The organism is Erythrobacter sp. K21-9 (genome assembly GCF_055808355.1).
Genome location: NZ_CM147866.1, coordinates 1,284,446 through 1,308,937, shown reverse-complemented (window position 1 = coordinate 1,308,937; position 24,492 = coordinate 1,284,446). Strand labels below are relative to the sequence as shown.

Here is a 24,492-nt window from a genome sequence, read left to right as displayed (position 1 = left end):
CAGGAATTCGAGAAGCCCTCTCTCCTCTTATCGACCCGCCTTTCGGCTCAGCCATGACTGGAGTTCGTCGTTCCAGTCGGTCCCGCGCGATTTGGGCCTCCGGACTTGGATGTGTCGCCCTTCACGCAGATAGGCATCGTGCCCTCGGTCGGCTGCGAGGTCGCCGCCCGCATCGTGATCGACGAAGAGATGGAGTTCGCTCACGCACTCCGGGATCGCAACCAGGCCGAAGCGTTCGTTGCCCAGCGTCGCCCATGTTGGGATACCGGTGAGCGCATAGGCCGACATCGCGCTTTCAATGCCTTCGGCGAGACCGAGCCTTCGCTCAGCGGGTGCGAACAGACGTACCGCCGCCTCGCCGAGGGAACCCAGCGCACGTTTCGGCTTGGCAAACGATGCCTGCATATCGCCGGAATGCGACAGGAAGGTTCGGTGAACGGCAATTGGCCCCTCGTCGAGGCTGACTGCAGCGATCATCGCCGGCAGGAAGCGGGCGCGCCCCTTCGGACCAAGCGGTGTCCGTGGGTGAAACCTCAGCGCATGGGAAGTTGCAAGGATGCCGCGCTCTTCGAGGTAGGCCTTGGCAGGACTTTGATGCAACGACCGAGCATCGCGCCAGATGCGGAGTGCTGCGCTCGATGGCTTGCTAAAATAGCTCGGCTGGCTCGGAAATTCGTCAGAGGAGCCTGAGAATAGCGCTGAGGTCTCGATCCCGTCTCGAGCGAGGGCAGCGAGCACGCTCGCTTGGTCGCAACCAGCAAAGCAGTGGAGCAAAATGGCCTTCCGGCCAAGCATAACACCAAGCGAAGGCGTACGGTCGTCATGCGCAGGACAACAGGCCATGCCCTTGGTGCCATACCACTTCCCGCCGCGACTCTCGCAGAGCTTGCGAGCGGTTTCCTCAAGTGAAGGACGGGATAGGGTTGAGTTCGAAACGGACATACTGGCTCCATCGCCGCACAATTGCCCCTGCAGACTGCCCCCTTTCCTCTTGCCGGACGCGTATGGCGCTTTCCTACACCCCAGTGTTCTATTTATGTTCTGTCGTCCATCAAGGCAAGCTAGGAGAGAGCGCGATGAGACGAAAATGGGTAACTGGCGTGTGTTGTGGGCTTGCAATCGCGATCCCCGCCATCGCTCGGGCGCAGGAGTTCCAGGTCTTTGATCATCGACTGAGCAAAGTCGAAAAGCGGGCGGACAAAGAAGTCACGTATGACCCTTCATTGGCGGTTATTGGGACCGAAAGAGAGACCCCATCCCCCGCTAACCGGAGTTTCAAAGAGACGCTTTACGAACCCCTCATCCGCCAAGCTGAAGCAAGGTATCGATTGCCGCCTCGCTTGCTCCAGGCATTGGTCTGGCAGGAATCCCGTTTCAATCCGATGGCGATCAGTCCGGCTGGTGCAGCCGGTCTTGCGCAACTTATGCCTGCAACAGCACGAGAACTAGGTGTCACCAATCGGCACGATCCAGCTCAAAATATCGACGGTGGCGCACGGTATCTAAGGCAGATGCTCGACCGATTTGGTGCGATCCATCTCGCACTGGCAGCCTACAATGCGGGGCCCGGCGCGGTATCGCGTGCAGGCGGAATTCCAAGAAATCGGGAAACGCCGGGATATGTGAGGAGCGTTATCCAAAGATGGATGGCATATGGAGAGCTATGAACACGAATCGGAAAAGGATCAGCGGACGGCTCGAGCATCTCCCGCGTGGGGCAGCGATCGTGACAGATGCAGGCGACCACTGGGTTCTGGAAGGCTACGAACCATTGAACGATGACTTCGGTTTCGAGGTCACCGCCGAGGGTATCGTTGTGGGCTTTGACCGCCTTCGAGTTGAGTGGCTGGGCCAAGTGCCGGCGTAGCGCGTTAAATCACGCAGCTCTCAAGATCGCGACATTGTCTGTTTTTCCGCGCATCGCATCGAGGAAGTTCGCCCAATCTTGAAGCATGGCGCGACGCGGCGCCAAATACTCTGCGGCATTGTAGGCCCCGCGAACTTCGTTCTCCTCGCTATGTGCCAGTTGAAGCTCGACCCAGTCTTCATGGTACTTTCGGATCCACATTGGCGGCTGACCGACTTCGACAAGCTGTTCATTGGCCCATGTGCTCGCAAGACCTCTGAAGCCATGAACAGTCTGCCGACCGTGATAGCCGAGACGATACAAACCATAGATCATGGTGTTTTCGGATAGCGGCACTCCACGCTTCTGGCCTGGAAACACATAGTCACTTTGAGAACATGCAATCATGTCCTTGGCGAGCGAAGCGGCTTGCATTGACAATGGTACGATATGCTCACGGTGCATCTTCATTCGATCAGGCCCGATGCGCCAAAGCGGAGAGTTTCCGTCTAGATCCTCAAACTCGTGCTTCTTGGCGAAACGAAGTTCCTTCGTTCTGACCCATGTCAGAAGCGCGAAGGTGAGCGCTGCGCGAGTAATCTCGGAGCGTCGCTCCCCTTCTTCATTGTATTGATCCAGCTTGTTTATGAGCTCTGGCAACTGAGCGAGCGGCAGTTTGGCCATATGCTTTACTCGAGGGCGCGGCTTCAGAGCACCGCGAAGATGAGCCGTGGGGTCCGCATCGCAAAGCCCACTCGCGATGGCGAACTGAAAAACTTGGCCAATGCTCTGCTTCGCACGCCGACTGATATCCAGAGCGCCCCGTTCTTCAATTTTGCGGATCACGCCTAAAACTTCAGGCGGGGTGATCTCGTGCATCATCCTTTCGCCCAATACCGGAAACACGTCCCTTTCCATCCTAGACCAGACACGCTTCGCATGAGCTGGATCGAGGCTGCTCTTTCGATTCTTGTGCCACATCTCAGCAACAGCTTTGAAGGTTCTCTCTGGCTCGAAATCTCGACCAGGCTTGTGGACCATCGGATCTTTGCCTTCGGCCAAGGCAGCCTTTGCAAGCGTCTTCAACTCACGCGCAGCCGCGATTCCGACGCCAGGATAAGCACCAAAGGAAAGCAGCTTCTCCTTCCCGCGATAGCGGTATTTCAAGCGCCAAAGCTTCGAACCGTTCCCTTTTACGAGGAGGAATAGCCCTTCGCCGTCGGCAAGCTTGTAGGGTCGTTCTGCCGCCTTCGCATTCTTGATCTGAATCTCACTCAAAGCCATTGGGGGTATCGCTCCTTTTCGGTACCCCCGAAAGTACCCCCAAAATACCCCCACTCCAAATCCGGCTTCAAGCGCATGCAAGCGAACGCAAGCGGACGCGAATCAGCTACACCGCTTTGATTTCATTATTTTTTTCGGATTTATACGGAAGAATGCGAACCCATGCGGATTCGAGATTGGTAGCGGAGGAGGGACTTGAACCCCCGACACGCGGATTATGATTCCGCTGCTCTAACCACCTGAGCTACTCCGCCCCATCGGGCTTCCGGGTCGGTAATTCCGGCCCGGATTCGCGCGGGCTTTGCCTCGAGCGAGCGGCGCATTTAGGGCGCGCCCGCGCGATGGTCAACCATTGTTACGCGTCTGCGCGCTGGCGGGGTCAGGGACGGGAGCGCCCGCGGAAAGGGATTGTCTTCACCGCTTCCCACGGCCCGCCCAGATAACGGTGCAGTTCGAGCGCAGGAAAGGCAAAATCACGCTCTTCGATCTCGGGGCCAAGCTGCGCCTGAAGCGCGCGCGCATCGTCTTTCGCGACCTTGTTCTGGATGGTGATATGCGGACGCGGCTCGTGCAGGTCCTGATCGGTCAGGCTGCCGTGAAAATGATCTGCAATGAGCGCGCGCAGGGCGAGAAGATCGGGCGATTCCAGGCGGATAGCCGTGCCCTTGCCGAGGTCCATCAGGCCAGTGATGCGCGCCCCGGGCGGAGCAAACTCACGCGCGATGCGCGGCAGGAAATCCTTCAGCTCATCCAAAAGCGACGGTGCGAAAGCGTGAAAAAGGGTGACGTGCGCGTGGAGGTGATTGCGTTCCGGGGGAAAGTGCTCGCGGCGCAAGGCATCGGCCCAGCGATGGATGTCAGGGGGCAGTTTTGCGGTGACGATAAAGGGCTGAGGCATCGTGTCGCTACATTTCACCCCTCTCGCGGCGTTCTTGGTTGCGATCCGCCGAGGACCGCCGCGCGTGGATGCTCATCGCAAGCTGTCCTACACGATCCATCCCGCTACATTTCACCCCTCTCGCGGCGGAGTACATACCATTTCGCTACAGCGGCGTTGTGACCTTCGAGCGTCTCGTTGAATTCATGCCCGCCGGTGCCGTCAGCAACCATGTACAGGTATTCGTGCGGTTCAGGGTTGAGCACCGCTGCGATGCTTTCGCGGCCCGGATTTGTGATCGGACCTTCGGGCAGGCCGACACGGGTGTACGTATTGTACCCGTTTACAGCTGCGATTTCCGATTGGCGGATGCGGCGGCCTAGCGGCTTGCCCTTGGTGATCGGATAGATGATCGTCGGATCGGCCTGCAGCAACATCCCCTGTTTCACGCGGTTCGAATACAGGCCTGCCACGGTGCGCCGCTCGGATGCCGTGCCGGTTTCCTTTTCTACAATCGCAGCGAGTATCAGCGCCTCGCGCATGGTCTCGACCGCGATGTCGGGACCGCGCTTGGCCCACGCTTCGGCGAGGTAGCGGTCCATCGCCGTCTGCATCTGCTCGATGATTTCGCCGCGGTCCTGTCCGCGCTCGAACGCATAGGTATCCGGCAGCACCGAGCCTTCGAGTGGGACATCGATATCGCCTGTAAGCAGCTCTTCTTCCATGAGCTTTTCCCAGACGAGGATGGACGGCATCCCCTCAGGGATGGTGATAAAGCGGCGGATCACGTCGCCGTTCTGGAACGCGGCAAGGATCTCGCCCTGGTTCATGTCCGGGGTGAGCGCAAACTCGCCAGCCTGAATCGGCTCGCTGGAGCCGAACAGGCGAGCGCGCAGCAGAAAGCCGTCGGCAGAAGAGATAAGCCCCTCCTCCTCTAGCTTGTTCGCCACTGCGCTCAGCGAAGACCCGGCGGGGATTACGAACGGCGTCTCCTCCTCGATCGAGGTTTCACCGAACGCTTGCGAGCCGAATACGAGGCCCGCAATGCCGAGCAGCACCAGAGCGAGGCCGGCGATGCAGCCGATACGTTTCACGTTCGAGTCCATTGCGCCAACCGGTTGGCAAGCCACCCAGACGAGACGCCTCCGAACAATGAAGCGAGGATCACCCCCGCCATCATCACGCTTTCATTCGGACAACTATCTGCGAGATCGTAGCAGTTTGACGGCAGCACTCCGAAAAGCGTCAGAAAAAGAACCGACACGGTCAGCATGCCTACAATCACGCCAAGCTTGATTGTCCAGTCCATCTGATCAATCGACCTTCTGCATGATCAGCGACGCATTCGTGCCGCCAAAGCCGAAGCTGTTGTTGAGCACGGCCCGCACTTCACGCTTCTTCGCCTCAAGCGGGACGAGGTCGATGCCTTCGGTGCCGTCGTCGGGGTTGTGCAGGTTGAGCGTCGGCGGGACGATCCCGTCGCGCATGGCGAGGATGCAGAACACCGCCTCGACCGCGCCAGCACCGCCCAGGAGGTGACCGATGGCGGATTTCGTCGAACTCATCGATGCGCCGCTCAGATCGTCGCCCAGCGCGCGCTTGACCGCGGCAAGCTCGATGGTGTCGGCCATCGTGCTGGTGCCGTGGGCGTTGACATAGTCGATGTCGCCCGGCTTGAGGCCCGCTTTCTTCAGCGCCATGCGCATCGCCAGCTCCGCGCCCTTGCCTTCCGGATGAGGTGCTGTGACGTGGTAGGCATCGCCCGAGAGGCCGTAACCGGTCACTTCGGCATAAATCGTCGCGCCGCGCGCCTTGGCCCGCTCATATTCCTCAAGCACAACCACGCCTGCGCCCTCGCCCATGACGAAGCCTTCGCGGTCCTTGTCATAGGGGCGGCTCGCCTCGGTCGGGCGGTCGTTGAAGCTGGTGTTGAGCGCGCGGGCCTGCGCGAAGCCTGCGATCCCGAGCGGGTTCACGGTGCTTTCCGCGCCGCCTGCGAGCATCACGTCGGCATCGTCCATCGCGATCATCCGCGCGGCATCGCCAATCGAGTGTGCCCCGGTCGAACACGCGGTCACGACTGCGTGGTTCGGCCCCATGAAGCCGTATTTGATTTGCACCTGACCCGTGACAAGGTTGATGAGGCGGCCATGCACGAAGTGCGGGCTGACGCGCCCGGGGCCGCGCTCATGCAGGACGATGCTTTCGCTCTCGATCCCCGGAAGCCCGCCAATACCGGCGCCGATGGAGCAGCCGGTGCGCTCCTTCTCCTCTTGGGTCATGTCGGTCAGGCCTGCGTCTTCGAGCGCCTGTCCGAGCCGCATCGATGCCGTAGACGATGAATGGGTCGACCTGCCGCTGCACCTTGTGATCGACGCGCTTGTCCGCATCGAAGCCCCATGGGTGATCCTTGTCCTTCACCTCGCAGGCGATGGTGGCCTTGTGCCCTTCGGTATCGAAACGGGTGATCTGCCCGGCACCGCTTTCGCCTGCAATCAGGTTTCGCCAGCTCGTCTCGACATCGCCGCCCAGCGGGGTGACAAGACCTAATCCGGTTACGACGACACGGCGCATTCAACTCTCCAATTGCGTCTTTGGCCGGCGACCCGCCTGGCCAGCAGCCTCTCTGGGCGTTGGTAGGGCCAGGCTTGCGCCGACCCTGAAACACTACAGGCCCGGGGCCCTCGGGAAAGAGGGCTCGGGCCTGTCGGTCAGACACCCGCACATGCGGGCATGCTGAGGGCGATTAGCCCTTATGTTCTTCGATGAACTTGGTGGCATCGCCGACCGTGCTGATCTTCTCAGCCGCATCGTCGGGGATTTCTACGCCGAATTCTTCTTCGAAAGCCATGACCAGCTCGACGATATCGAGGCTGTCAGCGCCCAGATCATCGATGAAGCTTGCTTCCTGAGTAACCTTGTCGCCTTCAACACCAAGGTGCTCGACGACAATTTTCTGCGCGCGGTCGGCAGTATCGCTCATGTGTGTCCCTCTTGAATTGGGGTTAGAATTTCAAAAAGTGCCCTAAAGGCCGGTTCGATAGAGCGCAAGTGAAGATCACGAAAGCCCCCGTTCCCGCACCTCTCACCCGAACAGCGAATAGGCCGGTGTCAGCTCGATATCGCTGCGCAGCATCAAGGCGCGCTCGGTCATGTATTTATGGCATGCGCCGAAGATCACAAGGGCTTTGAGGTCCTGTCCACTGATCGAATCTAGCGCGCCCTCGATGAGGTCGGTGTGCGCCCGGTTGATGCGCGTCCACCCTCCCGGCCCCAGATCCGGCTTAAATCTATCCGGTCAGGCCTGCGCGCGCGCTGCACGAGGACGCCGCCTGCGCGCGCATGGGGCGACGTTCATTCGGCCTCCGCTCGGACCATGCCGTCATTGGATGCGACAGGTTTTTCTGCTTTTTGGCCACTAAACCAGAGATTTAGAGCTGGCTGACACGGTTCGTCGCAGCTGACGTCCGGACTGGCGAAGGATCGGAACGAATACCGCCCTCCGCCCGTTAAGTCATTGAAACCACGGCGCAAACGGCGCGTGGAAATTTGAAAACGAATACTCAAGGAGATCCATGACTAATACAGTCGACATTCTCAAGAACCTTACCCAAACCACTTACGATTCGGTCGAAGGCTACCGCAAGGCCGCAGAAAAGGCCGAGAGCCCGGCGCTGACCCAGGCACTGGAACGCCGCGCCAGCGAACGTTCGAAGACGCTGAACACGCTGAACGGGGCACTCTCGTCGCGCGGTGAAAGCCCCATTAATTCGCCGAGTACGACCAGCCAGATGCACCAGACATGGCTGTCCATCACCGACACGTTTTCCAACGGTAACGAAGCCGCCGCAGAACGCGTCGAAGAAGGCGAAGACTATCTTGCGGAACAGTTCCGCGATGTCCTCGAAGACGACGATTGCGACTTCGACAGCTCGACCCGCATGCTGATCCAGTCGGCCTACCGCGAAGTCCGCGAAGGCGAACGTTTCAGTGACATGCTGGAAGAACAATTCGCATAACGTCCAGGGATAGGGCGCGTGGATGAGCGTCCTTAGGGTGTCGAGCGCCGCAGCCTGCGTGCTGCGCTGCGCTCCGCCCGAACCAACACACGGATTGGCGTAGAGCGCGTGTTTGTTTTGGGGAGCGCTGATTTCAGCGAAATACGCTGCTCCGCCAAACCTATTTCATCCAGAACAGAAATGCGTCCGGCCTTGCGGTCGGGCGCATTTTTGCGTGCCGCGACCAATTGAGCTTTATCCCGCTGGCATCAGCGGCCAATCGTAATGCCAGATAGCCCGGCGATGGATTTTCTCGCCAGCTATGCTAGGCCAGCCTTGGGTACGCATTCTTGCTGGGTATTCAAAATTGTTGAAGCCCGCGTCATTCTCTTTTGAACGGGAGCAAGATGCATGTTCAAGACTTCGCTTTACGCGGCAGTGGCCGCAACCGTATTCGCGCTGGGCGCGGTTCCATCCGCTGCGCAGGATCGTTCCTCCGGACGCCAGGATCAGGAGCGCGGAACCGCCGAAATTCCGCAATGCACGCGCAATCTGGGGACCATCGCGATTGTGGAGCCTGACAATCAGTGGTGGCGGCAACTCAGCCTCGGCAGTCCCGAGGCCATCATGCGAATATTCGTGCAACGCTCGGGCTGCTTTACGCTGGTCAATCGCGGTCGCTCGATGCGCAGCCGCGCAATGGAGCGCGCGCTCGCCGATCAAGGTGAGCTACAGGAAGGTTCGAACCTGGGCCGCGGACAGGTCAAGGCGGCGGACTATTTCCTCCAGCCCGATATCGTGACCACGAACAGCGATAGCGGCGGAGGCGGCGTCGGCGCCGTGCTGGGCGGCTTGCTGGGCCGCCGCGCGCTTGGCGGGATTGTCGGCGGCATCAACGTCAAGAAGAAAGAAGCGAACGTCACGCTTTCGGTCGTTAATGCGCGCACGACGGTCGAAGAGGCTTTGGTCGAAGGCTACGCACGCAAGCGCGACCTGCGGTTCCGCGGCGGCGGGGGCGGCGGCTGGTGGACCGGTTTCGGCGCTGTGGGCGCGAGCGGTTATCAGAATACGGAGATCGGCCAGGTCATCGTGCTCGCCTATCTCGATGCCTATACAAAGCTGGTCTACGATCTTGGCGGCCTACCCGAAGACGCAGCCGCGGTACGCGCCTGAAGCGCAGTAAGGTGCCGATCATTTGGGGTAGCGCGCGCAAGACGGGCGCTCCCCCATCGTGATCGTTAGGCGTCCTTCCCGGCCTGATCCTGCCCGCCCTTTTCGGGAGTGTCTTTCTTGGGCGGTTCGATCGTGCGCAGGTACAGTTCTCGCAGCTGCGCCGGTTCCGCTTTCGAAGGCGCGCTCATCATCAGGTCTTCGCCCTTCTGGTTCATCGGGAAGGCAATGACCTCGCGGATCGCTTCTTCGCCCGCCAGCAGCATGACGATGCGATCGATCCCCGGAGCCGACCCGCCATGCGGCGGTGCGCCCAGCTTGAATGCCTCGATCATGCCGGAGAACTCGCGGTCGACGGTTGCCTTGTCGTAGCCGGCGATTTCGAACGCCTTGTACATGATGTCCGGGCGGTGGTTCCGGATTGCGCCCGATGACAATTCGTAGCCGTTGCAGACGATGTCGTATTGCCACGCCTTGATCTCGAGCGGGTCCATGTTTTCGAGCGCATCCATCTCGCCCTGCGGCATCGAGAACGGGTTGTGCGAGAAATCGACCTTCTTGGCGTCTTCGTCCCACTCGAACATCGGGAAATCGACGATCCAGCAAAACTTGAAGCAATCCTGCTCGATCAATTCGAGCTGTTCGCCGACCTGCGCGCGTGCAGCGCCTGCCAGCTTCGCCGCGTCCTTTTCCTTGCCAGCGGCGAAGAACAGTCCGTCATCGGGGCCAAGGCCGAGCTCGTCATATAGCTGCGCCATAAGGTCGGGGCCGTGGTTCTTGGCAATCGGGCCGCCGAACTCGCCGCCCTTGCGAGTGACGTAGCCGAGCCCGGCAAAGCCTTCGGAGCGCGCCCAGTTGTTCATGTCGTCGAAGAACTTGCGGCTCTTCTCGTTGGTCTTCGGCGCGGGAACGACGCGGACGACGCCGCCGCCGCCCACGATCTTTTCGAACAGGCCAAAGCCCGACTTCTCGAAGTGGCTGGTAACGTCGCTGATGATCAACGGGTTGCGCAGGTCCGGCTTGTCCGTGCCGTATTTCAGCATCGCCTCGGCATAGGGAATGCGCGGGAAGCTGCCCGATGGCGTGACGCTGTAACCGCCCGAGAACTCCTCGAACGTGCCGGCCAGCACCGGCTCAAGCGCCTGGAACACGTCTTCCTGTGTCACAAAGCTCATTTCGAAATCGAGCTGGTAAAATTCGAGGCTGCGATCGGCGCGCAGGTCTTCGTCGCGGAAGCATGGCGCGATCTGGAAATACTTGTCGAAGCCCGACACCATCAGCATCTGCTTGAACATTTGCGGTGCCTGCGGGAGAGCGTAGAATTTGCCCGGATGCATCCGGCTCGGCACGAGGAAGTCGCGTGCGCCTTCTGGCGAGGATGCGGTCAGGATCGGGGTCTGGAACTCGGTAAAGCCCTGGTCGATCATCCGCTGGCGCAGCGAAGTGATAACCTTCGAACGCAGCATGATGTTGCGGTGCATGGTTTCGCGCCGCAGATCGAGGAAGCGGTATTTGAGGCGGATTTCCTCGGGATATTCCTGCTCGCCTGCCACCGGCATCGGCAGCTCCTCGGCTGCGCTTTGCACCGTGATCTCACGCGCGAACACTTCAATCTCGCCGGTTGGCAGATCCTTGTTAACAGTCTCGGGCGTGCGCGCCTTCACGTCGCCGTCGATGGTCACGACCGATTCATTGCGCAGCTTTTCAAGCACCGGGAGCGCGGGCAGATCCTCATCCGCCACGATCTGGGTGATTCCGTAGTGATCGCGCAAATCGACGAACAAAACGCCGCCATGATCGCGTTTGCGGTGCACCCAGCCCGACAAACGGACGGTTTCTCCGACATTTTCGGCCGAAAGCTGTGCGCAAGTGTGGGAACGATAGGCGTGCATCTAATTTCTTGTCCTGTTTGGGTGTATGGCGCTATTGGCGCGCCAGCATCGCGTGAGGGATTTTCCCGCGCGATATTGTGCGCGCGCTAACAGGGCAAGCATGGCGCTTTGTCAAGTGAGGCGCGCCGGTCATTTCGGCCAGTGGGACAATCCCGGGAGCGGTACTCCGCTCAAAACGACAAGAAGACAAATGAAAATACATGATCTGATCACCACCACCGAAGCTCTCACCGATCTGTGCGAGCGCCTTTCCCAATCAGAATTCGTCGCCGTAGATACGGAATTCATGCGCGAGAACACCTATTGGCCGGAACTCTGCCTCGTGCAGATCGCCAATACGCAGGAAGCCGCCGCCATCGATCCGCTGGCGGACGGGATTGACCTCACCCCGCTGCTCGACCTGATGTGCGAGAACGAGGACGTGCTCAAGGTCTTCCATGCCGGCGGGCAGGATGTCGAGATCATCGTCAACCTGACGGGCAAGACCCCCTTCCCCATCTTCGATACGCAGATCGCGATGATGGCGATCAGCCAGTCTGAGCAGATCGGCTATGCCAACCTTGTCGATACATGGCTGGGCATCACCATCGACAAGGGCGCGCGCTTTACCGACTGGAGCCGCCGTCCGCTGACCGACCGCCAGATCGAATACGCCATCGGCGATGTCACCCACCTGTCCAAGATCTTTCCCAAGATCCTTAACAAGCTGATCAAGACCGACCGCGGTAACTGGCTGAACGCGGAGATGGAAAAGCTGGCGGATGCGAGCAATTATATCGTCAATCCGGACACATCGTGGAAGCGCATCCGTTCGCAGGGCCGCAATCCGCAGGTGCTTGGCCGCCTGAAAGCGCTGGCCGGATGGCGCGAAGGCGAAGCGCAGCACAAGAATATCCCGCGCGAGCCGCATCATGCGCGACGAGACGCTGGCCGACATCGCCAGCCATCCTCCCAAGAAACAGGCCGACCTGGCCAAGGTGCGCGGACTGTCCGCCGCCTGGCGCGACAATGATATCGGCAAGCGCCTGATGCGGGTGATCGGCGATGCAGAACCGCTCCCCAAGGATGAAATGCCTGCCAAGATCAAGCGCGGCGCTCCGCTGGGCAAGGAAGGGGCGCTGGTCGCTGACCTGCTCAAGCTGCTGCTCAAGATCCGCGCGCGCGAAATTGACGTCGCTGCCCGCCTGCTTACGCGCGCCGATGAAATGGAAGCGCTTGCCGCCGGGGTGCGCGACCTGAAAGTGCTCGAAGGGTGGCGCTACGATGTATTCGGCAAGGATGCGCTCGAGCTGGTCGAAGGCAAGCTGGCCTTTGCCGTCGAGGGCGGCAGGCTGAAAATGACTCATATCGACGACATGCAGGCCAGTATGGAAGAAGCGTTGGCAGCAGAATGATTGGGGCGGCTGAGTAATTTGAGCACCTACCTGCCCACCATCAAGCAGCTGCAATATCTTGTCGCGCTGCACGAGCACGGCCATTTCGGCCGCGCTGCCGATGCAAGCTTTGTCTCGCAATCGACCTTGTCCGCCGGGATTCGCGAACTTGAATCGCTGCTCGGCGTAACACTGGTCGAGCGCAGCCGCCGCGTGGTGCGCTTCACCGCTCTGGGCGAGCAGGTCGTGGCCAAGGCCAACCGCCTGCTGCGCGAGGCGGAGGAGCTGTCCGATCTGGTGCAGGCCTCGGGCAAGCCGCTTTCGGGCCAGCTGCGCATGAGCGTGATCCCGACGATCGCGCCCTTCATGATCCCGCGCATCCTGCCGCGCCTCAGGAAAGAGCGTCCCGATCTTCAGTTGATGCTGCGCGAGGAAACCAGTCAGGATGCGATCGAATCGCTCCAGCATGGCCGCGTCGATTGCGTGCTGCTCGCCCTGCCCTTCGACACGGGCGAGGTTGAGGTGGAACATATCTCCGATGACCGGCTGTTCGTCGCATTCCCGAAAGACGATCCGCGCGATCCGCCTGCGAAAATCCCGCCGGAAATGATCGACCAGGGGCGGTTGTTGCTGCTTGAGGATGGTCACTGCCTGCGCGACCACGCGCTGGCCGCCTGCAATCGCAGCGAACTTCGCGCGAGCGCTTCGATGATCGGCACGAGCCTGCATACGCTGGTGCAGATGGTCGATAATGACCTCGGCCTTACGATGCTGCCGGAAATGGCGATCGATGCAGGCATCCTGACCGGCACCGAGGTCGTCGCGCGCCCGGTCGAGAGCGATAGCGCCAAGCGCGAGATCGTGCTGGTATGGCGCAAGAATTCGCCGCGCGAGGCGGATTTCAAATTGCTGGCAGAGGAATTGCGCGCCGGATAGGACGCGTGGGTGAGCCTGCTAAGCCGTCACTTCAGCTTGCTTGCGTTTCACGAAACCATCGATTTTCTTCGCGGCAAAAAGCGGGACGATCACCGAAAGCGCGATGCCCGCAAGCGTGCTGAACCCGACCCACAGCGCAACCGCAGATCCGCCGGCCTGAACCATCGCGTAAAGCACCGGAACAGCCAGGATAATGCCGCGCACTTCGTTGAGGACCAGCGCAACAGCGCCAACCTTGAGAAAGGCGCTCAGAAAGGAAGTCAGGGTCAAGCTCATTGGCCCTTCCTAGAATGGAAGGGTTGAGAAGGAGTTGACGGGGCTCCGAGGCTTTTCTGCGAGGTTGCGCGTGGTTTCATGTTCCATTCCGAGTGGTCCGGCATTGGCCATCGTTAACCAATTAGTGCTGGAGCCCCGGAAAGGTTTCACGCTTCCGTGACTGGACTTTGTATTGCGCGGTCAAGTGAGACTTTATCGCGGCATGCCGATCCTTAGCCGCCGCCAGCAGACACCGATCAATCCATGTGTTTGAGGCCGACCCGCAGGTAGTCCCAACCGGTGATGACCGTCAGGATCGCCGCCGCCCACAGGCTGCCGAGGCCGATCACATGGACCCAGCTTTCAGCAATCGTCAGGCATTCGCCGCCGGGTGCCTGGCATGGCTGGCCGTGAACCGCGCCGCCGCCGATCAATGCGCCAAGCGCGATCAGCTGGAACGTCGTCTTCCACTTGGCGAGCCGCGATACCGGGACAGAAACCTGCAATCCGCCCAGGAATTCGCGCAGGCCCGACACTGCAATCTCCCGCATCAGGATGACGAGCCCGGCGATGACATGGAAGTCGCCGACATACGGACCCCGCAGATACCCTTGTGCTGTCAGGATCAGGATGACGGTCGCCACCATGATCTTGTCCGCAATCGGATCGAGGAAGATGCCGAGCTTCGACACGGTCCCCTGCGCGCGGGCGAGATAGCCGTCGAAAAAGTCCGTGATCCCGATCAGGCAATACAGCGCGAAGCCAATTGCATAGCCCAGCCGCCATTCCGGCCACCACAGGAAGAACGCCAGAAGCGGCAGGGCGAATATGCGCGACAGCGTCAGGATGTTGGGCAGCGTCAACATGGTGGCAACCGCTCTAACGCGCCTTTTGACCGCGTAAAAGGCTCGTTGCACCGCTTGTGAACGCTCTTGTGAACACCCTTGTGCATGCGAGCGCGTACGTTATGTGGGAAGTCTGAGGAGCGAGTTCGATATTCTGACATGACCACATCGACGCGTCTCCTGACCCGCAAGCGGTTCATGCCGCTCATGGTCACGCAGTTTTTCAATGCGTTCAACGATAATCTCTACAAGACCGCTCTGGTCCTGTTCGTGGTCTATTCGGTTTACAATGATGAAAAGCAGGAGGCGATCTTCAGCGGTCTTGCATCGCTGATCTTCATTTTGCCCTTTGTGCTGCTCAGCGCGCTGGCGGGACAACTTGCCGATACGCATGACAAGGCCGCGATCATCCGCAAGGTGAAACTGTGCGAGATCGGCTGGGCCAGCCTTGGTGCGGTCGGGCTGTTCATGGCGTGGCAGGGCATTGCGGTGCATACCGTCGCCATTCCGCTGCTGCTGTTCGTCGTCTTCCTTGCCGCCGCTCAATCGGCGTTTCTCGGCCCGATCAAATACGCAATCCTCCCCCAGCATCTGCATAAGGATGAAGTGCTGCCCGGTACGGGCCTGGTCGAGGCCGGCACATATATCGCAATCCTGACCGGCACGATCCTGGCCGGGTTCGTCTATGTCGAAGTGGCGATGATCCTGATCGTGCTGACGGCAATTGCCGGGTATTTCGTCAGCCGCTGGGTGCCCGATGCGCCGCCGCAGAGCGACTATGAACTGCATTTCCCGCTGCTGGAGCCCTATGCCGAGAAAGTCCGCAACCCGGTGCTGCGCTGGCTCGGCTATGCACCGGTCGCGCTGGCCGACCAGGTGGTGATGAGCTTCAAGCTTGTCAAAGAGACCATGCACAATCGCGAAATCTGGTTTGCGATTGTCGCGATCAGCTTTTTCTGGACTATCGGTGCGGTGCTTTTCATCCAGTTTCCGCCGCTGGCAAAGAACCAGCTGCTCGCCAGCAAGGAAGTCGCCAGCCTGTTCCTCGTGATCTTCTCGATCGGGATTGCGATCGGATCGGTCGGCATTAACGCCTTGCTCAAAGGCGATGTATCGGCCCGTTTCGCGCCGGTCTGCGTGATGATCATGGGCGCGTTCGTTGTCGGCTTCTACATCGTCTCGCGCGCATGGATTCCCAACGAAGCCGGGGAGCTGCTGCCCATCGAAATCTGGATCATGGAACCGCTGGCGATCCCGCTTTTGCTGATGCTGCTGGGTATCTCGACCGCCGGGGGCATGTTCGTGGTGCCGCTCTACGCGTTTCTGACCACACGCTGCGCGCACGATGCAGCCAGCCGCACGATTGCGGCGAACAACATCGTAAATTCGTTGGCGATGATGATCGGCTCGGCCGTGGCAATCGGAATGACCTCGCTCGGCATTCCCGTGGCCGAGCAATTGCTGCTCGCCGCCGCGATGACCGGGGTGTCGGCGTGGCTTGGGCGCCTGCTTTACAACGCAGAGAAAGCGGCTGGAGCCACGAACGGGCTCATCCACGCCAAGGTCGAGGTCGTCAGAAAATGAAGGCCAGCACGGCGGCCGTCGCGGCAACATAGACGCTCGCAAAGCCGCGCACGTCTTGCGCGGTGAGCCGCCACAGGCTCTCGGCCGGAATATCGAGCAGGTCGTTCTTTACACGCGGCGGAAGGGTCGCCCGAAACGGGTGACGGTTCGATTCATCGGTAAGGACCAGACTTCTGCGCATATTCGACCTCGTGTGTTTGCTGCGCCGCTTCAGTGGCGGGGCAATCGTGAACCTGAGAGGCGTGTTAACACTTTCTTAACTTCCTGACAGGGCTTGCAGAACCGGTGTTGCAGGGTGGGACAAAACCGTGCGGGCGCTAACCATGTCGATAGGGATGGCGCGCTTCATTGCCTGCAAGCGCCGCCGGGGCTAAGCGCGAGGGGCACCGGGACGACAGGAGAACAGGTCCGTGAACACCCCCGCCAAAAGCGCCGCAGAACTGCTGGTGGAATGTCTGGCCGAGCAAGGGACCGACCGGATCTTCACCGTGCCGGGAGAAAGCTTTCTTGCCGTCCTCGATGCGCTGCACGAACGCTCGGGGATCGAGACGATAACCTGCCGTCAGGAGGGCGGCGCCGCGTTCATGGCCTGCGCCGATGGAGCGATGAATGCCGGCGGTTCAGGACGCCCCGGCATCGCGTTTGTCACGCGCGGGCCCGGTGCGACCAATGCCAGTATCGGCGTGCATGTCGCACACCAGGATTCGCAGCCGATGATCCTGTTCGTTGGCGATGTCGCGCGCGGAATGCGCGACCGCGAAGGCTTCCAGGAAATCAATTTCGAGGCGTTTTTCGGACCGATCTGCAAATGGGCGGCGCGGATCGACGATCCTGCCCGCATCCCGGAATATATCGCCCGCGCACACTCGGTTGCGATCAGCGGGCGGCCCGGCCCGGTCGTCCTCGCCCTGCCCGAGGATATGCTGTGCGATCCCGTCGATCCTGCGGTTTCGCCTCGCCCGCTCGTCACCCGCCCGGCGCAGGCAGCCTGCCCTGACGCCATGCAGGCGCTGTTCGGCCTGATCGCCGATGCCGCCAGCCCCGTCGCGATCATCGGCGGTGCGGGCTGGAATGCGAAGGCGCGCGATCACTTTCAGCAATTCGCCCAGAGCATCGGCCTGCCGGTTGCAACCGCGTTCAGGCGTCAGGACGCGATTGCGCCCTCATCCCCGGTCTATGCCGGCAATCTCGGCTATGGCCCCAATCCGAAACTGGTCGAGCGAGTGAAGTCCTCCGACCTCGTGATCGCCATCGGCGCGCGCTTGGGCGAGGCGACGACCGACGGATACGACGTCCCGGCGCTGGAGCATCCGGACCAGCTGCTCGTGCACATCCATCCCGACCCCGAAGAGCTGGGACGCGTCTACCGCACCGAGCTTGCGCTATGCTGCGCGGTCGATGAATTCGCTGAAACCGCCGCCTTGTGGGAAGACCATTCGATCATCCCCTTCGATGCCGGGGCAGAGGCGCACCGCGAATGGGAGGAATGGTCAACGGCCAAGGCGTCCGACAATCCGCCCGCGCTCGACATGGCCGCGTGCGTGGTATTCATGCGGGAGGCGCTGCCTGCGGACAGCATCATCTGCAACGGTGCGGGCAATTTCGCCGGATGGTGGCACCGCTATTGGCGCTATGACGGGTTTCCGACCCAGCTCGCTCCCACGTACCGGCGCGATGGGATACGGGCTGCCCGCTGCCGTAGCGGCGTCCTTGCGCGAACCGGAACGCACCGTGGTCGCTGTCGCAGGTGACGGCGATTTTCTGATGAACGGGCAAGAGCTTGCAACCGCAGCGCAGCACGGCGCGAACATGCTGGTGCTGGTGGTCGATAACGGCGCCTACGGCACGATCCGGATGCATCAGGAGCGCGAGTATCCGGGCCGGGTATCGGGCACACAGCTTTCCAATCCCGATTTCGCCATGCTGGGCGCGGCGTTTGGCGCGTGGAGCAAAGCGGTATCGACGACCGATGAGTTCCGCGAAGCCCTGACCGAAGCGCGCGATCGTATCGGCTTGAGGCTCATCCACATGAAAATCGACGTCGAGCAGCTTGCAGCGAGCGGCGCGACCGTCAGCGGGCTGCGCGCACGCTGATCGCGCACAAAAAAGAGGCCGCTCCCGGCTGGAAGCGGCCCCCTTTTCGAATTTGTCAGGCGTTTAGATGTCGTCGCCAAGCGCGCCCTTGATCTCGCCCTTGGTCTGGTCGACCTTGCCTTCCACCTCCTGCGCGCGTCCTTCGGCGCGGGTTTCGGGGTCGCTCGACTGCTGCTTCACTTCGCCGACGGCTTCTTTGACATTGCCTTTGACCTTGTCTGTAAGTTCACCCATTGCTGTTCTCCGTTGTCTGAATTGTATAATGGTTACAAACAGATAACGGGCCAGAAACGCGATCGTTCCGCGCTTGCCGCGCCAGATGCACCGGTCACCGCATCATCATTCGGAGCACGCCATCTTGCAGCGGGCAATTCCCACGATCCGGTGCAGCCAAAATCTACGGCGTCAACCCTCGGCCATCTTGCAGATCAAGTCCCATTCTTCGGGTTTGATCTTTGCCACCGACAACCGCGAGAGCCGCACGAGCTCGCAATCGGCGAGCTTCGGTTCAGCCTTGATCTGCTTGAGCGTCACCGTGTTATCGAATTTGCGCTTGGGCTTCACTTTCACGGCGGCCCACTTGCCCGTTTCGTCGGTCGGATCGGTGATCCCGGCGACGCTGACCTCGCAAATCCCGACGATCTCCAGCCCCTCGCGCGAGTGGTAGAAGAACGCCTCGTCGCCGACTTCCATCGCCGCCAGGTTGTTCTTGGCAAGGTGATTGCGCACGCCATCCCAGGTGCCTTCCCCTTCGGCAACGAGGTCATCCCAGCCATATTTGAAGGGTTCGGATTTCATCAGCCAGTAATTGCGGTCGGACTTCGCCACGAAAACGCCTCCTTGTGAATGTCGGTCCGCCATCGGTTACTCTTCCGCAGCTGGCCGAGCCACCCCTACGAATACCCTATCCTCCACAATTAACCCGATTTTTATTGCCCCACGCCATACGTGACCTGAATTGGCTTTTCTTGTGGGGGGCATCTCGATTTGGGGGACGTGCCGCACACTGTCAGGAAAAGAGTGCAGTGAAAGAAGACGACGAGAAGACGCAGATCGGCAGCGCCGAGAAAGATATCGTAGCGCTGGGCATCGCCATTGCTGCAATCATCCTGTTCGTCGGCACTGGCGGGTCTGTCCTGCCAAGCGTCATCGACGCGGTTTTCGCAGATGGTGCCGGGCCCGATCACCTGCTCGCCAATGCGCTGCTGCTCAACATCGCCCTCATCATCTTTGGCTGGCGCCGGTATCGCCAGCTCACGCACGAAATCTCCGAGCGCAAGCGGGCCGAGGCTCAGGCGCGGGAGCTGGCCGAAATCGATCCCCTGACAGCCTGCCTCAATCGCCGGAGCATGGCTGCCGCGACCGAGCGCCTTCGCGCCACGGCGAACAGCCGCGGTCAGGCCGTTGCCTACGCCATGATCGACCTCGACAATTTCAAGCAGATCAACGACATGCACGGCCATTCGATCGGTGACCAGGTTCTGGTTTCACTGGCGAAGCGGTTGCTCGAGCAGCTTCCCGACAACGCAATTCTCGCACGGCTCGGAGGAGACGAATTCGCTTTCGTGGTCGCCTACGATTCCCAGCATCGCGGTCGGATCGACGATCTGGTTATCCGCCTGTTCGACAATATCGTCCTGCCGTTCCGGCTCGGCAGCCTGGTGGTCGATGCCACCATGTCGATCGGGATCGCGACCGATCATGACGAGCACGGCCTCAACCCGATGGTCAGCGATGCCAGCCAGCTGATGCACCGCGCCGACATTGCGATGTACCATGCGAAGAAACAGGGCAAGAACCGCTATTTCTGGTTCGAGCCGACCATGGAAAACGAGCTTCGGTTCCGCAACGAGATCGAAGCCGGAATCCGGCGCGGCCTGATCGAAAGCGAATTCGTTCCCTATTACGAGCAGCAGATCGATCTCGGGACCGGTCAACTGGCTGGCTTTGAAATGCTGGCGCGCTGGCAGTCGCCGCAGCTTGGCCTCGTCAATCCTGAGATCTTCATTCCGATTACCGAGGAAATCGGCCTGATCGCCGACCTGTCCGAAGCGCTGATGGAACAGGCTTTCGAGGATGCGCGTCACTGGGACGAATCGCTGACATTGTCGGTCAACATCTCTCCGGTGCAATTGCGCGATCCGTGGTTTGCGCAGAAGCTGCTCAAGCAATTGATCGCCCACAATTTCCCGCCCCACCGGCTGGAGATCGAGATCACCGAAAGCTGCCTGCACGACAATATCGGCATGGTCCGCTCGACCATCACCAGCCTGCGCAATCAGGGTGTGAAGGTCAGCCTCGACGATTTCGGAACGGGCTATTCGAGCCTCGAACAACTGCGTTCGCTCCCTTTCGATCGGCTCAAGATCGACCGCTCGTTCGTGCGCGAATTGCGCAACAATGAAGGCAGCACGAAAATCGTCGATGCGATCATCTCGCTTGGCCGGGGGCTCGATCTGCCGATCACAGCCGAAGGGATCGAAAGCGAAGAGATTCTCGCGGTGCTCAAGGAGATGGGCGAGCTGAAGGGGCAAGGGTTCCTGTATGGGCAGCCCGAAACCGCCGAGCAGGTCGAGGCGCGTCTGAGCCGAATGAACCTGCTTGCAAGCGCCAATGAGCCGGTGCGGCCCAGCGACGCCGTGGAAGACGGCGATGACGGCGAAACCCGGTTCGCCGCTCAGCACGACCGGCCACGGCAAAGCGCGCGCCGCTGAACGCTTGCGCCGGGCGCGATCGCGCTGCGGACTGGACGCGGGGCCCTCCCGTGCATAGATGCGCGACATAATGCGCGTCCCCTTTATCAAGATGCATGGTCTCGGAAACGATTTCGTCGTGCTCGACGCGCGCGAGAATGTTGTGCCGCCCATGACCGAGGCCGCCGCACGCGCGCTTGCAGACCGGCGCGAAGGTATAGGCTGCGACCAGCTCATCGTGCTTGAACCAAGCGACCGCGCAGCATTCCGGATGCGCATCTACAATTCCGACGGCGGCGAGGTGGAGGCCTGCGGCAATGCCAGCCGCGCCGTGGCCTTGCTGCACGGCGAAGCGGCCACGGTCGAAACGGCAGGCAGGACGATTGCGCTTGAACCGGCGCATGGCGGCGCGAGCGTCGACATGGGCGAGCCTCGCTTCGATTGGGACGCGATCCCGCTTGCCTACGCGATGGACACCGCCGCCATGCCGGTCGGCTGGGAGCCGCTCGAGACGCCGATGGCAGTCAATGTCGGCAACCCGCACGCGGTGTTCTTCGTCGATGATGCCAGCGCGGTCGATCTGGCTGCGCTCGGTCCGGTGATCGAAACCGATCCGCTCTTCCCCGAGCGCATCAACGTGAACGTCGCAAGCCTTGCGGGCGAGAACCACCTCACACTGCATGTCTGGGAACGCGGCGCCGGTCTGACCCGCGCCTGCGGCACAGGTGCCTGCGCGGCCGCTGTCTCAGCGATCCGCAAGGGTATTGCAAAAAGCCCCGTGACCGTAACGCTGCCCGGCGGCGACCTTACCATCGCCTGGGAGCAAGGCGGGACAATCCGCATGAGCGGCCCCGCCACCGAAGCCTTTCGCGGCACGTTCGAATGGGACGATTATTCGTGAGCGCGCCAGAGGTCATATCCCTGGGCTGCCGTCTCAATATCGCCGAAAGCGAGCGGATGCGGGCCATGCTGGCGGATGCGGGCGATGTCGTCGTGGTGAACTCCTGCGCGGTCACCTCAGAAGCCGTGCGCCAGACCCGGCAGGCAATCCGCAAGGCCCGGCGCGCGCGCCCCGATGCGCGCCTGATCGTGACCGGATGCGCCGCCGATATCGAGCGCGAGCAAATCGCCGACATGCCCGAGGTCGACGGCCTGATCGCCAACACCGCAAAGCTCGATCCGCGCGCTTGGAATGTGCCGGTGGACGCCGCCCCCCTGGCCCCGACCAAGACCCGCGCTTTCATATCGGTCCAGAACGGCTGCGACCACGATTGCACGTTCTGCGTGATCCCGCAGGGACGCGGGGCCAGCCGCTCGCTTCCGATTGCCGACGCGCTGCGCGAGGTTGAGCAGCACCTCGACCTCGGCGCGAAGGAAGTGGTGCTCACCGGCGTAGACCTTACATCATGGGGCCACGATCTGCCCGGCGATCCGAAACTGGGCGTGCTGGTCCGCGCGATGCTCGACACTTTTCCCGAGCTTGCCCGCCTGCGCCTGTCCTCGCTCGACGGGATCGAGATCGACGAGGCGCTGTTCGACCTGTTCGCGGATGAAGAGCGCGTGATGCCGCACCTCCACCTCTCGCTGCAGCACGGCGCGGACCTCATCCTCAAGCGCATGAAGCGCCGCCATTTGCGCGGCGACGCCCTGGACCTCGTGCACGGCCTCAAGGCCCGGCGCCGCGATATTGCTGTGGGAGCGGACCTGATGGCCGGTTTCCCGACCGAAACCGCCGAGCACCATGCCGAGAACCTCTCGATCATCCGCGAGCTCGATATCGTGCACGGCCACATCTTCCCATTCTCGCCCCGCCCGGGCGCGCCAGCCGCACGGATGCCGCAGCATGACCGGACGCTGATCAAGGCCCGCGCCGCGGAATTGCGCGCAGCTGTTGCCGGTGTGCGCGGCGCGTGGCTTGCCAGCCTTGTGGGCGAAACCCTGCCGGTCCTCGCCGAGCGCGACGGGACCGGCTATGCGCCCGGCTACGCCCGCGCGGTGCTTCCCGAAGGCACGCCAGCAGGCGAGATCTTCAACCTGACAGTGCGCGGCATCGAGGAAGGGCAACTGGTATGAGCGAAACTGGCTGGAGCGAAAGGCTCCTCGGCGGATTTCGCAAGACGTCGGACCGCCTGTCCGAAAACCTGACCGGCATCGCAGGCGGCGGGAAGCTCGACGATGCGACGCTGGACGATATCGAGGATGCGCTGATCGTCTCCGACCTCGGCCCTGCCGCTGCCTCCCGTATCCGCGTGCGGCTCGCGGAAAAGCGCTTTGGCGCACAGATCACGCAGACCGAGCTGAAAGAGGCCGTCGCCGAGGAAATTGCCGAGATATTGCGCCCTGTCGCCAAGCCACTTGAAGTCACCGCCTTCCCGCGCCCGCAGGTTATCCTCGTGATCGGGGTCAACGGATCAGGCAAGACGACGACCATCGCAAAGCTGGCGCACCTCTTTACCGAGGATGATTACGGCGTCCTGCTCGCCGCCGGAGACACCTTCCGCGCCGCTGCCATCGGCCAGCTCGCGACATGGGCCGAGCGCGCCGGGGTAGATCTCGTGCGCGGGCCAGAGGGCGGCGATCCAGCGAGCATCGTCTTCGATGCGGTCAAGCAGGCCACCGACACCGGGATCGACGCGCTGATCGTGGACACCGCCGGACGCCTCCAGAACAAGCGCGAGCTGATGGACGAACTTGAGAAAATTCGCCGCGTGCTCGGGCGGCTCAATCCGGAGGCTCCGCATGACGTCGTGCTGGTGCTGGATGCGACCAACGGCCAGAATGCGCTCTCGCAGATCGACGTGTTCAAGGAGGTCGCGGGCGTCACCGGCCTCATCATGACCAAGCTTGACGGAACAGCGCGCGGCGGCGTGCTGGTGGCTGCTGCCGAGCAATACGGCCTGCCGATCCACGCAATCGGCGTCGGCGAGAAAATGGAAGACTTGCGCCCCTTCGATCCGGACCTGGTGGCGCGCGTAATTGCAGGAGTGGCCTGATGGCTGATGCCGAAACCAAGAAAGCCGGTTCAAGCTGGCTCAATGTCGCGGTCGATTACGGGCCGCTGCTGGTCTTTCTCGCCGTGTACCGCTTCAACGCGCCGGACGATCCGAACCCGGCGGGCGAGCTGCTTGCCATCATGTACGGGACCGGCGCCTTCATGGTCGCCGCCGTGAGCGCGCTGATCATCTCCAAATGGCGGCTGGGCAAGATTTCGCCGATGCTGTGGTTCTCCACCGCGCTCATCGTCGGCTTTGGCGCGCTGACGATACTCTTCGGCGACCCGCGCTTCGTGCAGCTGAAGCCGACGATCATCTACGGCATATTCGGCGCTGCGCTGCTGGCGGGATATTTCATGGGCAAACCCCTGCTCAAGATCCTGCTGGAGGCGGCATTCGAGGGGCTGCGTGACGAAGGCTGGCTCAAACTGTCGCGCAATTGGGGCGTGTTCTTCCTGATCCTTGCCGGACTGAACGAGGCGCTGGTCGCCTACATGACGTTCGAGGGCTGGCTCTGGGCCAAGCTGTGGGTGTTCCTGCCGCTCACCTTCCTCTTCACCTTCGCCAACATCCCGATGCTGATGAAGCATGGCCTCGATGTCGGACAGGAAGAAGAAGTGGTGAAGAACGAGCCGCCGACCTCCTGACGTCG

General features: G+C 61.3%; 23 protein-coding genes, 1 tRNA gene and 3 pseudogenes. 13 read left to right on the top strand and 14 right to left on the bottom strand.

The annotated features are described in order from the left end of the window. Nucleotides 1-27: 27 nt before the first annotated feature. A complete protein-coding gene (locus AC0L39_RS06650) occupies nt 28-600 on the bottom strand; it encodes a DUF7146 domain-containing protein (protein WP_473261740.1) in 573 nt (190 codons plus the stop codon). A 404-nt stretch (nt 601-1,004) separates the two neighbouring features. On the opposite strand from AC0L39_RS06650, the gene AC0L39_RS06645 reads away from it, so the two are divergent. Together AC0L39_RS06645 and AC0L39_RS06640 are read left to right on the top strand one after the other, a co-directional pair. Further along, complete coding sequence (locus tag AC0L39_RS06645) at nt 1,005-1,667, top strand: lytic transglycosylase domain-containing protein (protein ID WP_473261738.1); 663 nt, start codon at nt 1,005-1,007, stop codon at nt 1,665-1,667. Then, nucleotides 1,664-1,867: a DUF5818 domain-containing protein gene (locus AC0L39_RS06640; protein WP_473261736.1), complete on the top strand. Its 204-nt coding sequence runs from the start codon at nt 1,664-1,666 to the stop codon at nt 1,865-1,867. The genes AC0L39_RS06645 and AC0L39_RS06640 overlap by 4 nt, the downstream gene beginning before the upstream one ends. 9 nt (nt 1,868-1,876) lie before the next feature. On the opposite strand, the gene AC0L39_RS06635 is transcribed toward AC0L39_RS06640, so the two are convergent. The 7 genes and pseudogenes from AC0L39_RS06635 to AC0L39_RS06605 all read right to left on the bottom strand — a co-directional run bounded on the left by AC0L39_RS06635 (nt 1,877) and on the right by AC0L39_RS06605 (nt 6,990). Next, nucleotides 1,877-3,130 carry a tyrosine-type recombinase/integrase gene (locus tag AC0L39_RS06635; protein WP_473261735.1) on the bottom strand — a complete coding sequence of 418 codons (1,254 nt, stop codon included), beginning with the start codon at nt 3,128-3,130 and terminating at the stop codon, nt 1,877-1,879. A gap of 177 nt (nt 3,131-3,307) precedes the next feature. After that, nucleotides 3,308-3,384, bottom strand: a tRNA-Met gene (locus AC0L39_RS06630). Between the two features lie 125 nt (nt 3,385-3,509). Next, nucleotides 3,510-4,028 (bottom strand): 2'-5' RNA ligase family protein, encoded by a 519-nt coding sequence (locus tag AC0L39_RS06625; RefSeq protein WP_473261733.1) that lies wholly within the window; start codon nt 4,026-4,028, stop codon nt 3,510-3,512. A gap of 104 nt (nt 4,029-4,132) precedes the next feature. Continuing rightward, a complete protein-coding gene (mltG, locus tag AC0L39_RS06620) occupies nt 4,133-5,101 on the bottom strand; it encodes an endolytic transglycosylase MltG (protein WP_473261731.1) in 969 nt (322 codons plus the stop codon). Then, the gene (locus AC0L39_RS06615) at nt 5,098-5,316 is read right to left on the bottom strand and encodes a hypothetical protein (RefSeq protein ID WP_473261730.1); all 219 of its coding nucleotides are present in this window, start codon (nt 5,314-5,316) and stop codon (nt 5,098-5,100) included. The genes mltG and AC0L39_RS06615 overlap by 4 nt, the downstream gene beginning before the upstream one ends. Before the next feature lie 4 nt (nt 5,317-5,320). Then, a pseudogene (gene fabF / locus AC0L39_RS06610) lies at nt 5,321-6,581 on the bottom strand (beta-ketoacyl-ACP synthase II). A 172-nt stretch (nt 6,582-6,753) separates the two neighbouring features. After that, nucleotides 6,754-6,990, bottom strand: coding sequence for an acyl carrier protein (locus tag AC0L39_RS06605; protein WP_473261729.1), 237 nt, complete (start codon nt 6,988-6,990; stop codon nt 6,754-6,756). 592 nt (nt 6,991-7,582) lie between these two features. Between AC0L39_RS06605 and AC0L39_RS06600 the strand changes: the two genes are divergently transcribed. Both AC0L39_RS06600 and AC0L39_RS06595 read left to right on the top strand, forming a co-directional pair. After that, entirely contained in the window at nt 7,583-8,026 is a 444-nt protein-coding gene (locus AC0L39_RS06600) for a ferritin-like domain-containing protein (RefSeq protein WP_473261727.1), read from the top strand. A 390-nt stretch (nt 8,027-8,416) separates the two neighbouring features. Then, entirely contained in the window at nt 8,417-9,178 is a 762-nt protein-coding gene (locus AC0L39_RS06595; RefSeq protein ID WP_473261725.1) for a CsgG/HfaB family protein, read from the top strand. Between the two features lie 65 nt (nt 9,179-9,243). Here the strand turns inward: AC0L39_RS06595 and aspS are convergent, their stop codons facing one another. Next, nucleotides 9,244-11,067: an aspartate--tRNA ligase gene (aspS, locus tag AC0L39_RS06590; RefSeq protein ID WP_473261723.1), complete on the bottom strand. Its 1,824-nt coding sequence runs from the start codon at nt 11,065-11,067 to the stop codon at nt 9,244-9,246. Between the two features lie 190 nt (nt 11,068-11,257). Between aspS and rnd the strand changes: the two are divergent. Beyond that, a pseudogene (gene rnd, locus AC0L39_RS06585) lies at nt 11,258-12,461 on the top strand (ribonuclease D). Between the two features lie 18 nt (nt 12,462-12,479). Beyond that, the gene (locus AC0L39_RS06580) at nt 12,480-13,376 is read left to right on the top strand and encodes a hydrogen peroxide-inducible genes activator (RefSeq protein ID WP_473261722.1); all 897 of its coding nucleotides are present in this window, start codon (nt 12,480-12,482) and stop codon (nt 13,374-13,376) included. An 18-nt stretch (nt 13,377-13,394) separates the two neighbouring features. On the opposite strand, the gene AC0L39_RS06575 is transcribed toward AC0L39_RS06580, so the two are convergent. Continuing rightward, complete coding sequence (locus AC0L39_RS06575) at nt 13,395-13,652, bottom strand: hypothetical protein (protein WP_473261720.1); 258 nt, start codon at nt 13,650-13,652, stop codon at nt 13,395-13,397. 236 nt (nt 13,653-13,888) lie between these two features. Next, nucleotides 13,889-14,497 (bottom strand): CDP-diacylglycerol--glycerol-3-phosphate 3-phosphatidyltransferase, encoded by a 609-nt coding sequence (gene pgsA / locus AC0L39_RS06570; RefSeq protein ID WP_473261718.1) that lies wholly within the window; start codon nt 14,495-14,497, stop codon nt 13,889-13,891. A gap of 138 nt (nt 14,498-14,635) precedes the next feature. Here pgsA and AC0L39_RS06565 point away from each other — a divergent pair, with 138 nt between their 5' ends. Further along, a complete protein-coding gene (locus AC0L39_RS06565; RefSeq protein WP_473261717.1) occupies nt 14,636-16,060 on the top strand; it encodes an MFS transporter in 1,425 nt (474 codons plus the stop codon). Here the strand turns inward: AC0L39_RS06565 and AC0L39_RS06560 are convergent. Beyond that, on the bottom strand, nt 16,050-16,241 hold the full coding sequence (locus AC0L39_RS06560) for a hypothetical protein (protein ID WP_473261715.1): 192 nt from the start codon (nt 16,239-16,241) through the stop codon (nt 16,050-16,052). The genes AC0L39_RS06565 and AC0L39_RS06560 overlap by 11 nt on opposite strands. 229 nt (nt 16,242-16,470) lie before the next feature. On the opposite strand from AC0L39_RS06560, the pseudogene AC0L39_RS06555 reads away from it, so the two are divergent. After that, nucleotides 16,471-18,154 (top strand): annotated as a pseudogene (locus AC0L39_RS06555) (thiamine pyrophosphate-binding protein). Nucleotides 18,155-18,217: 63 nt separating this feature from the next. Here AC0L39_RS06555 and AC0L39_RS06550 read toward each other — a convergent pair. Next, nucleotides 18,218-18,388 (bottom strand): CsbD family protein, encoded by a 171-nt coding sequence (locus tag AC0L39_RS06550; RefSeq protein ID WP_473261713.1) that lies wholly within the window; start codon nt 18,386-18,388, stop codon nt 18,218-18,220. A gap of 171 nt (nt 18,389-18,559) precedes the next feature. Continuing rightward, on the bottom strand, nt 18,560-18,952 hold the full coding sequence (locus tag AC0L39_RS06545; protein WP_473262304.1) for an EVE domain-containing protein: 393 nt from the start codon (nt 18,950-18,952) through the stop codon (nt 18,560-18,562). A gap of 227 nt (nt 18,953-19,179) precedes the next feature. On the opposite strand from AC0L39_RS06545, the gene AC0L39_RS06540 reads away from it, so the two are divergent. The 5 genes from AC0L39_RS06540 (at nt 19,180) to AC0L39_RS06520 (ending at nt 24,487) form a co-directional block, all read left to right on the top strand. Then, a complete protein-coding gene (locus tag AC0L39_RS06540; protein WP_473261712.1) occupies nt 19,180-20,868 on the top strand; it encodes a putative bifunctional diguanylate cyclase/phosphodiesterase in 1,689 nt (562 codons plus the stop codon). A gap of 70 nt (nt 20,869-20,938) precedes the next feature. After that, complete coding sequence (gene dapF / locus AC0L39_RS06535; protein ID WP_473261710.1) at nt 20,939-21,748, top strand: diaminopimelate epimerase; 810 nt, start codon at nt 20,939-20,941, stop codon at nt 21,746-21,748. Further along, nucleotides 21,745-22,920, top strand: coding sequence for a MiaB/RimO family radical SAM methylthiotransferase (locus AC0L39_RS06530; protein WP_473261708.1), 1,176 nt, complete (start codon nt 21,745-21,747; stop codon nt 22,918-22,920). Before dapF ends, AC0L39_RS06530 begins: the two co-directional genes overlap by 4 nt. Further along, nucleotides 22,917-23,840 carry a signal recognition particle-docking protein FtsY gene (ftsY, locus tag AC0L39_RS06525; protein ID WP_473261706.1) on the top strand — a complete coding sequence of 308 codons (924 nt, stop codon included), beginning with the start codon at nt 22,917-22,919 and terminating at the stop codon, nt 23,838-23,840. The genes AC0L39_RS06530 and ftsY overlap by 4 nt, the downstream gene beginning before the upstream one ends. Beyond that, nucleotides 23,840-24,487 carry an inner membrane-spanning protein YciB gene (locus AC0L39_RS06520; protein ID WP_473261704.1) on the top strand — a complete coding sequence of 216 codons (648 nt, stop codon included), beginning with the start codon at nt 23,840-23,842 and terminating at the stop codon, nt 24,485-24,487. Before ftsY ends, AC0L39_RS06520 begins: the two co-directional genes overlap by 1 nt. Nucleotides 24,488-24,492: the final 5 nt, after the last annotated feature.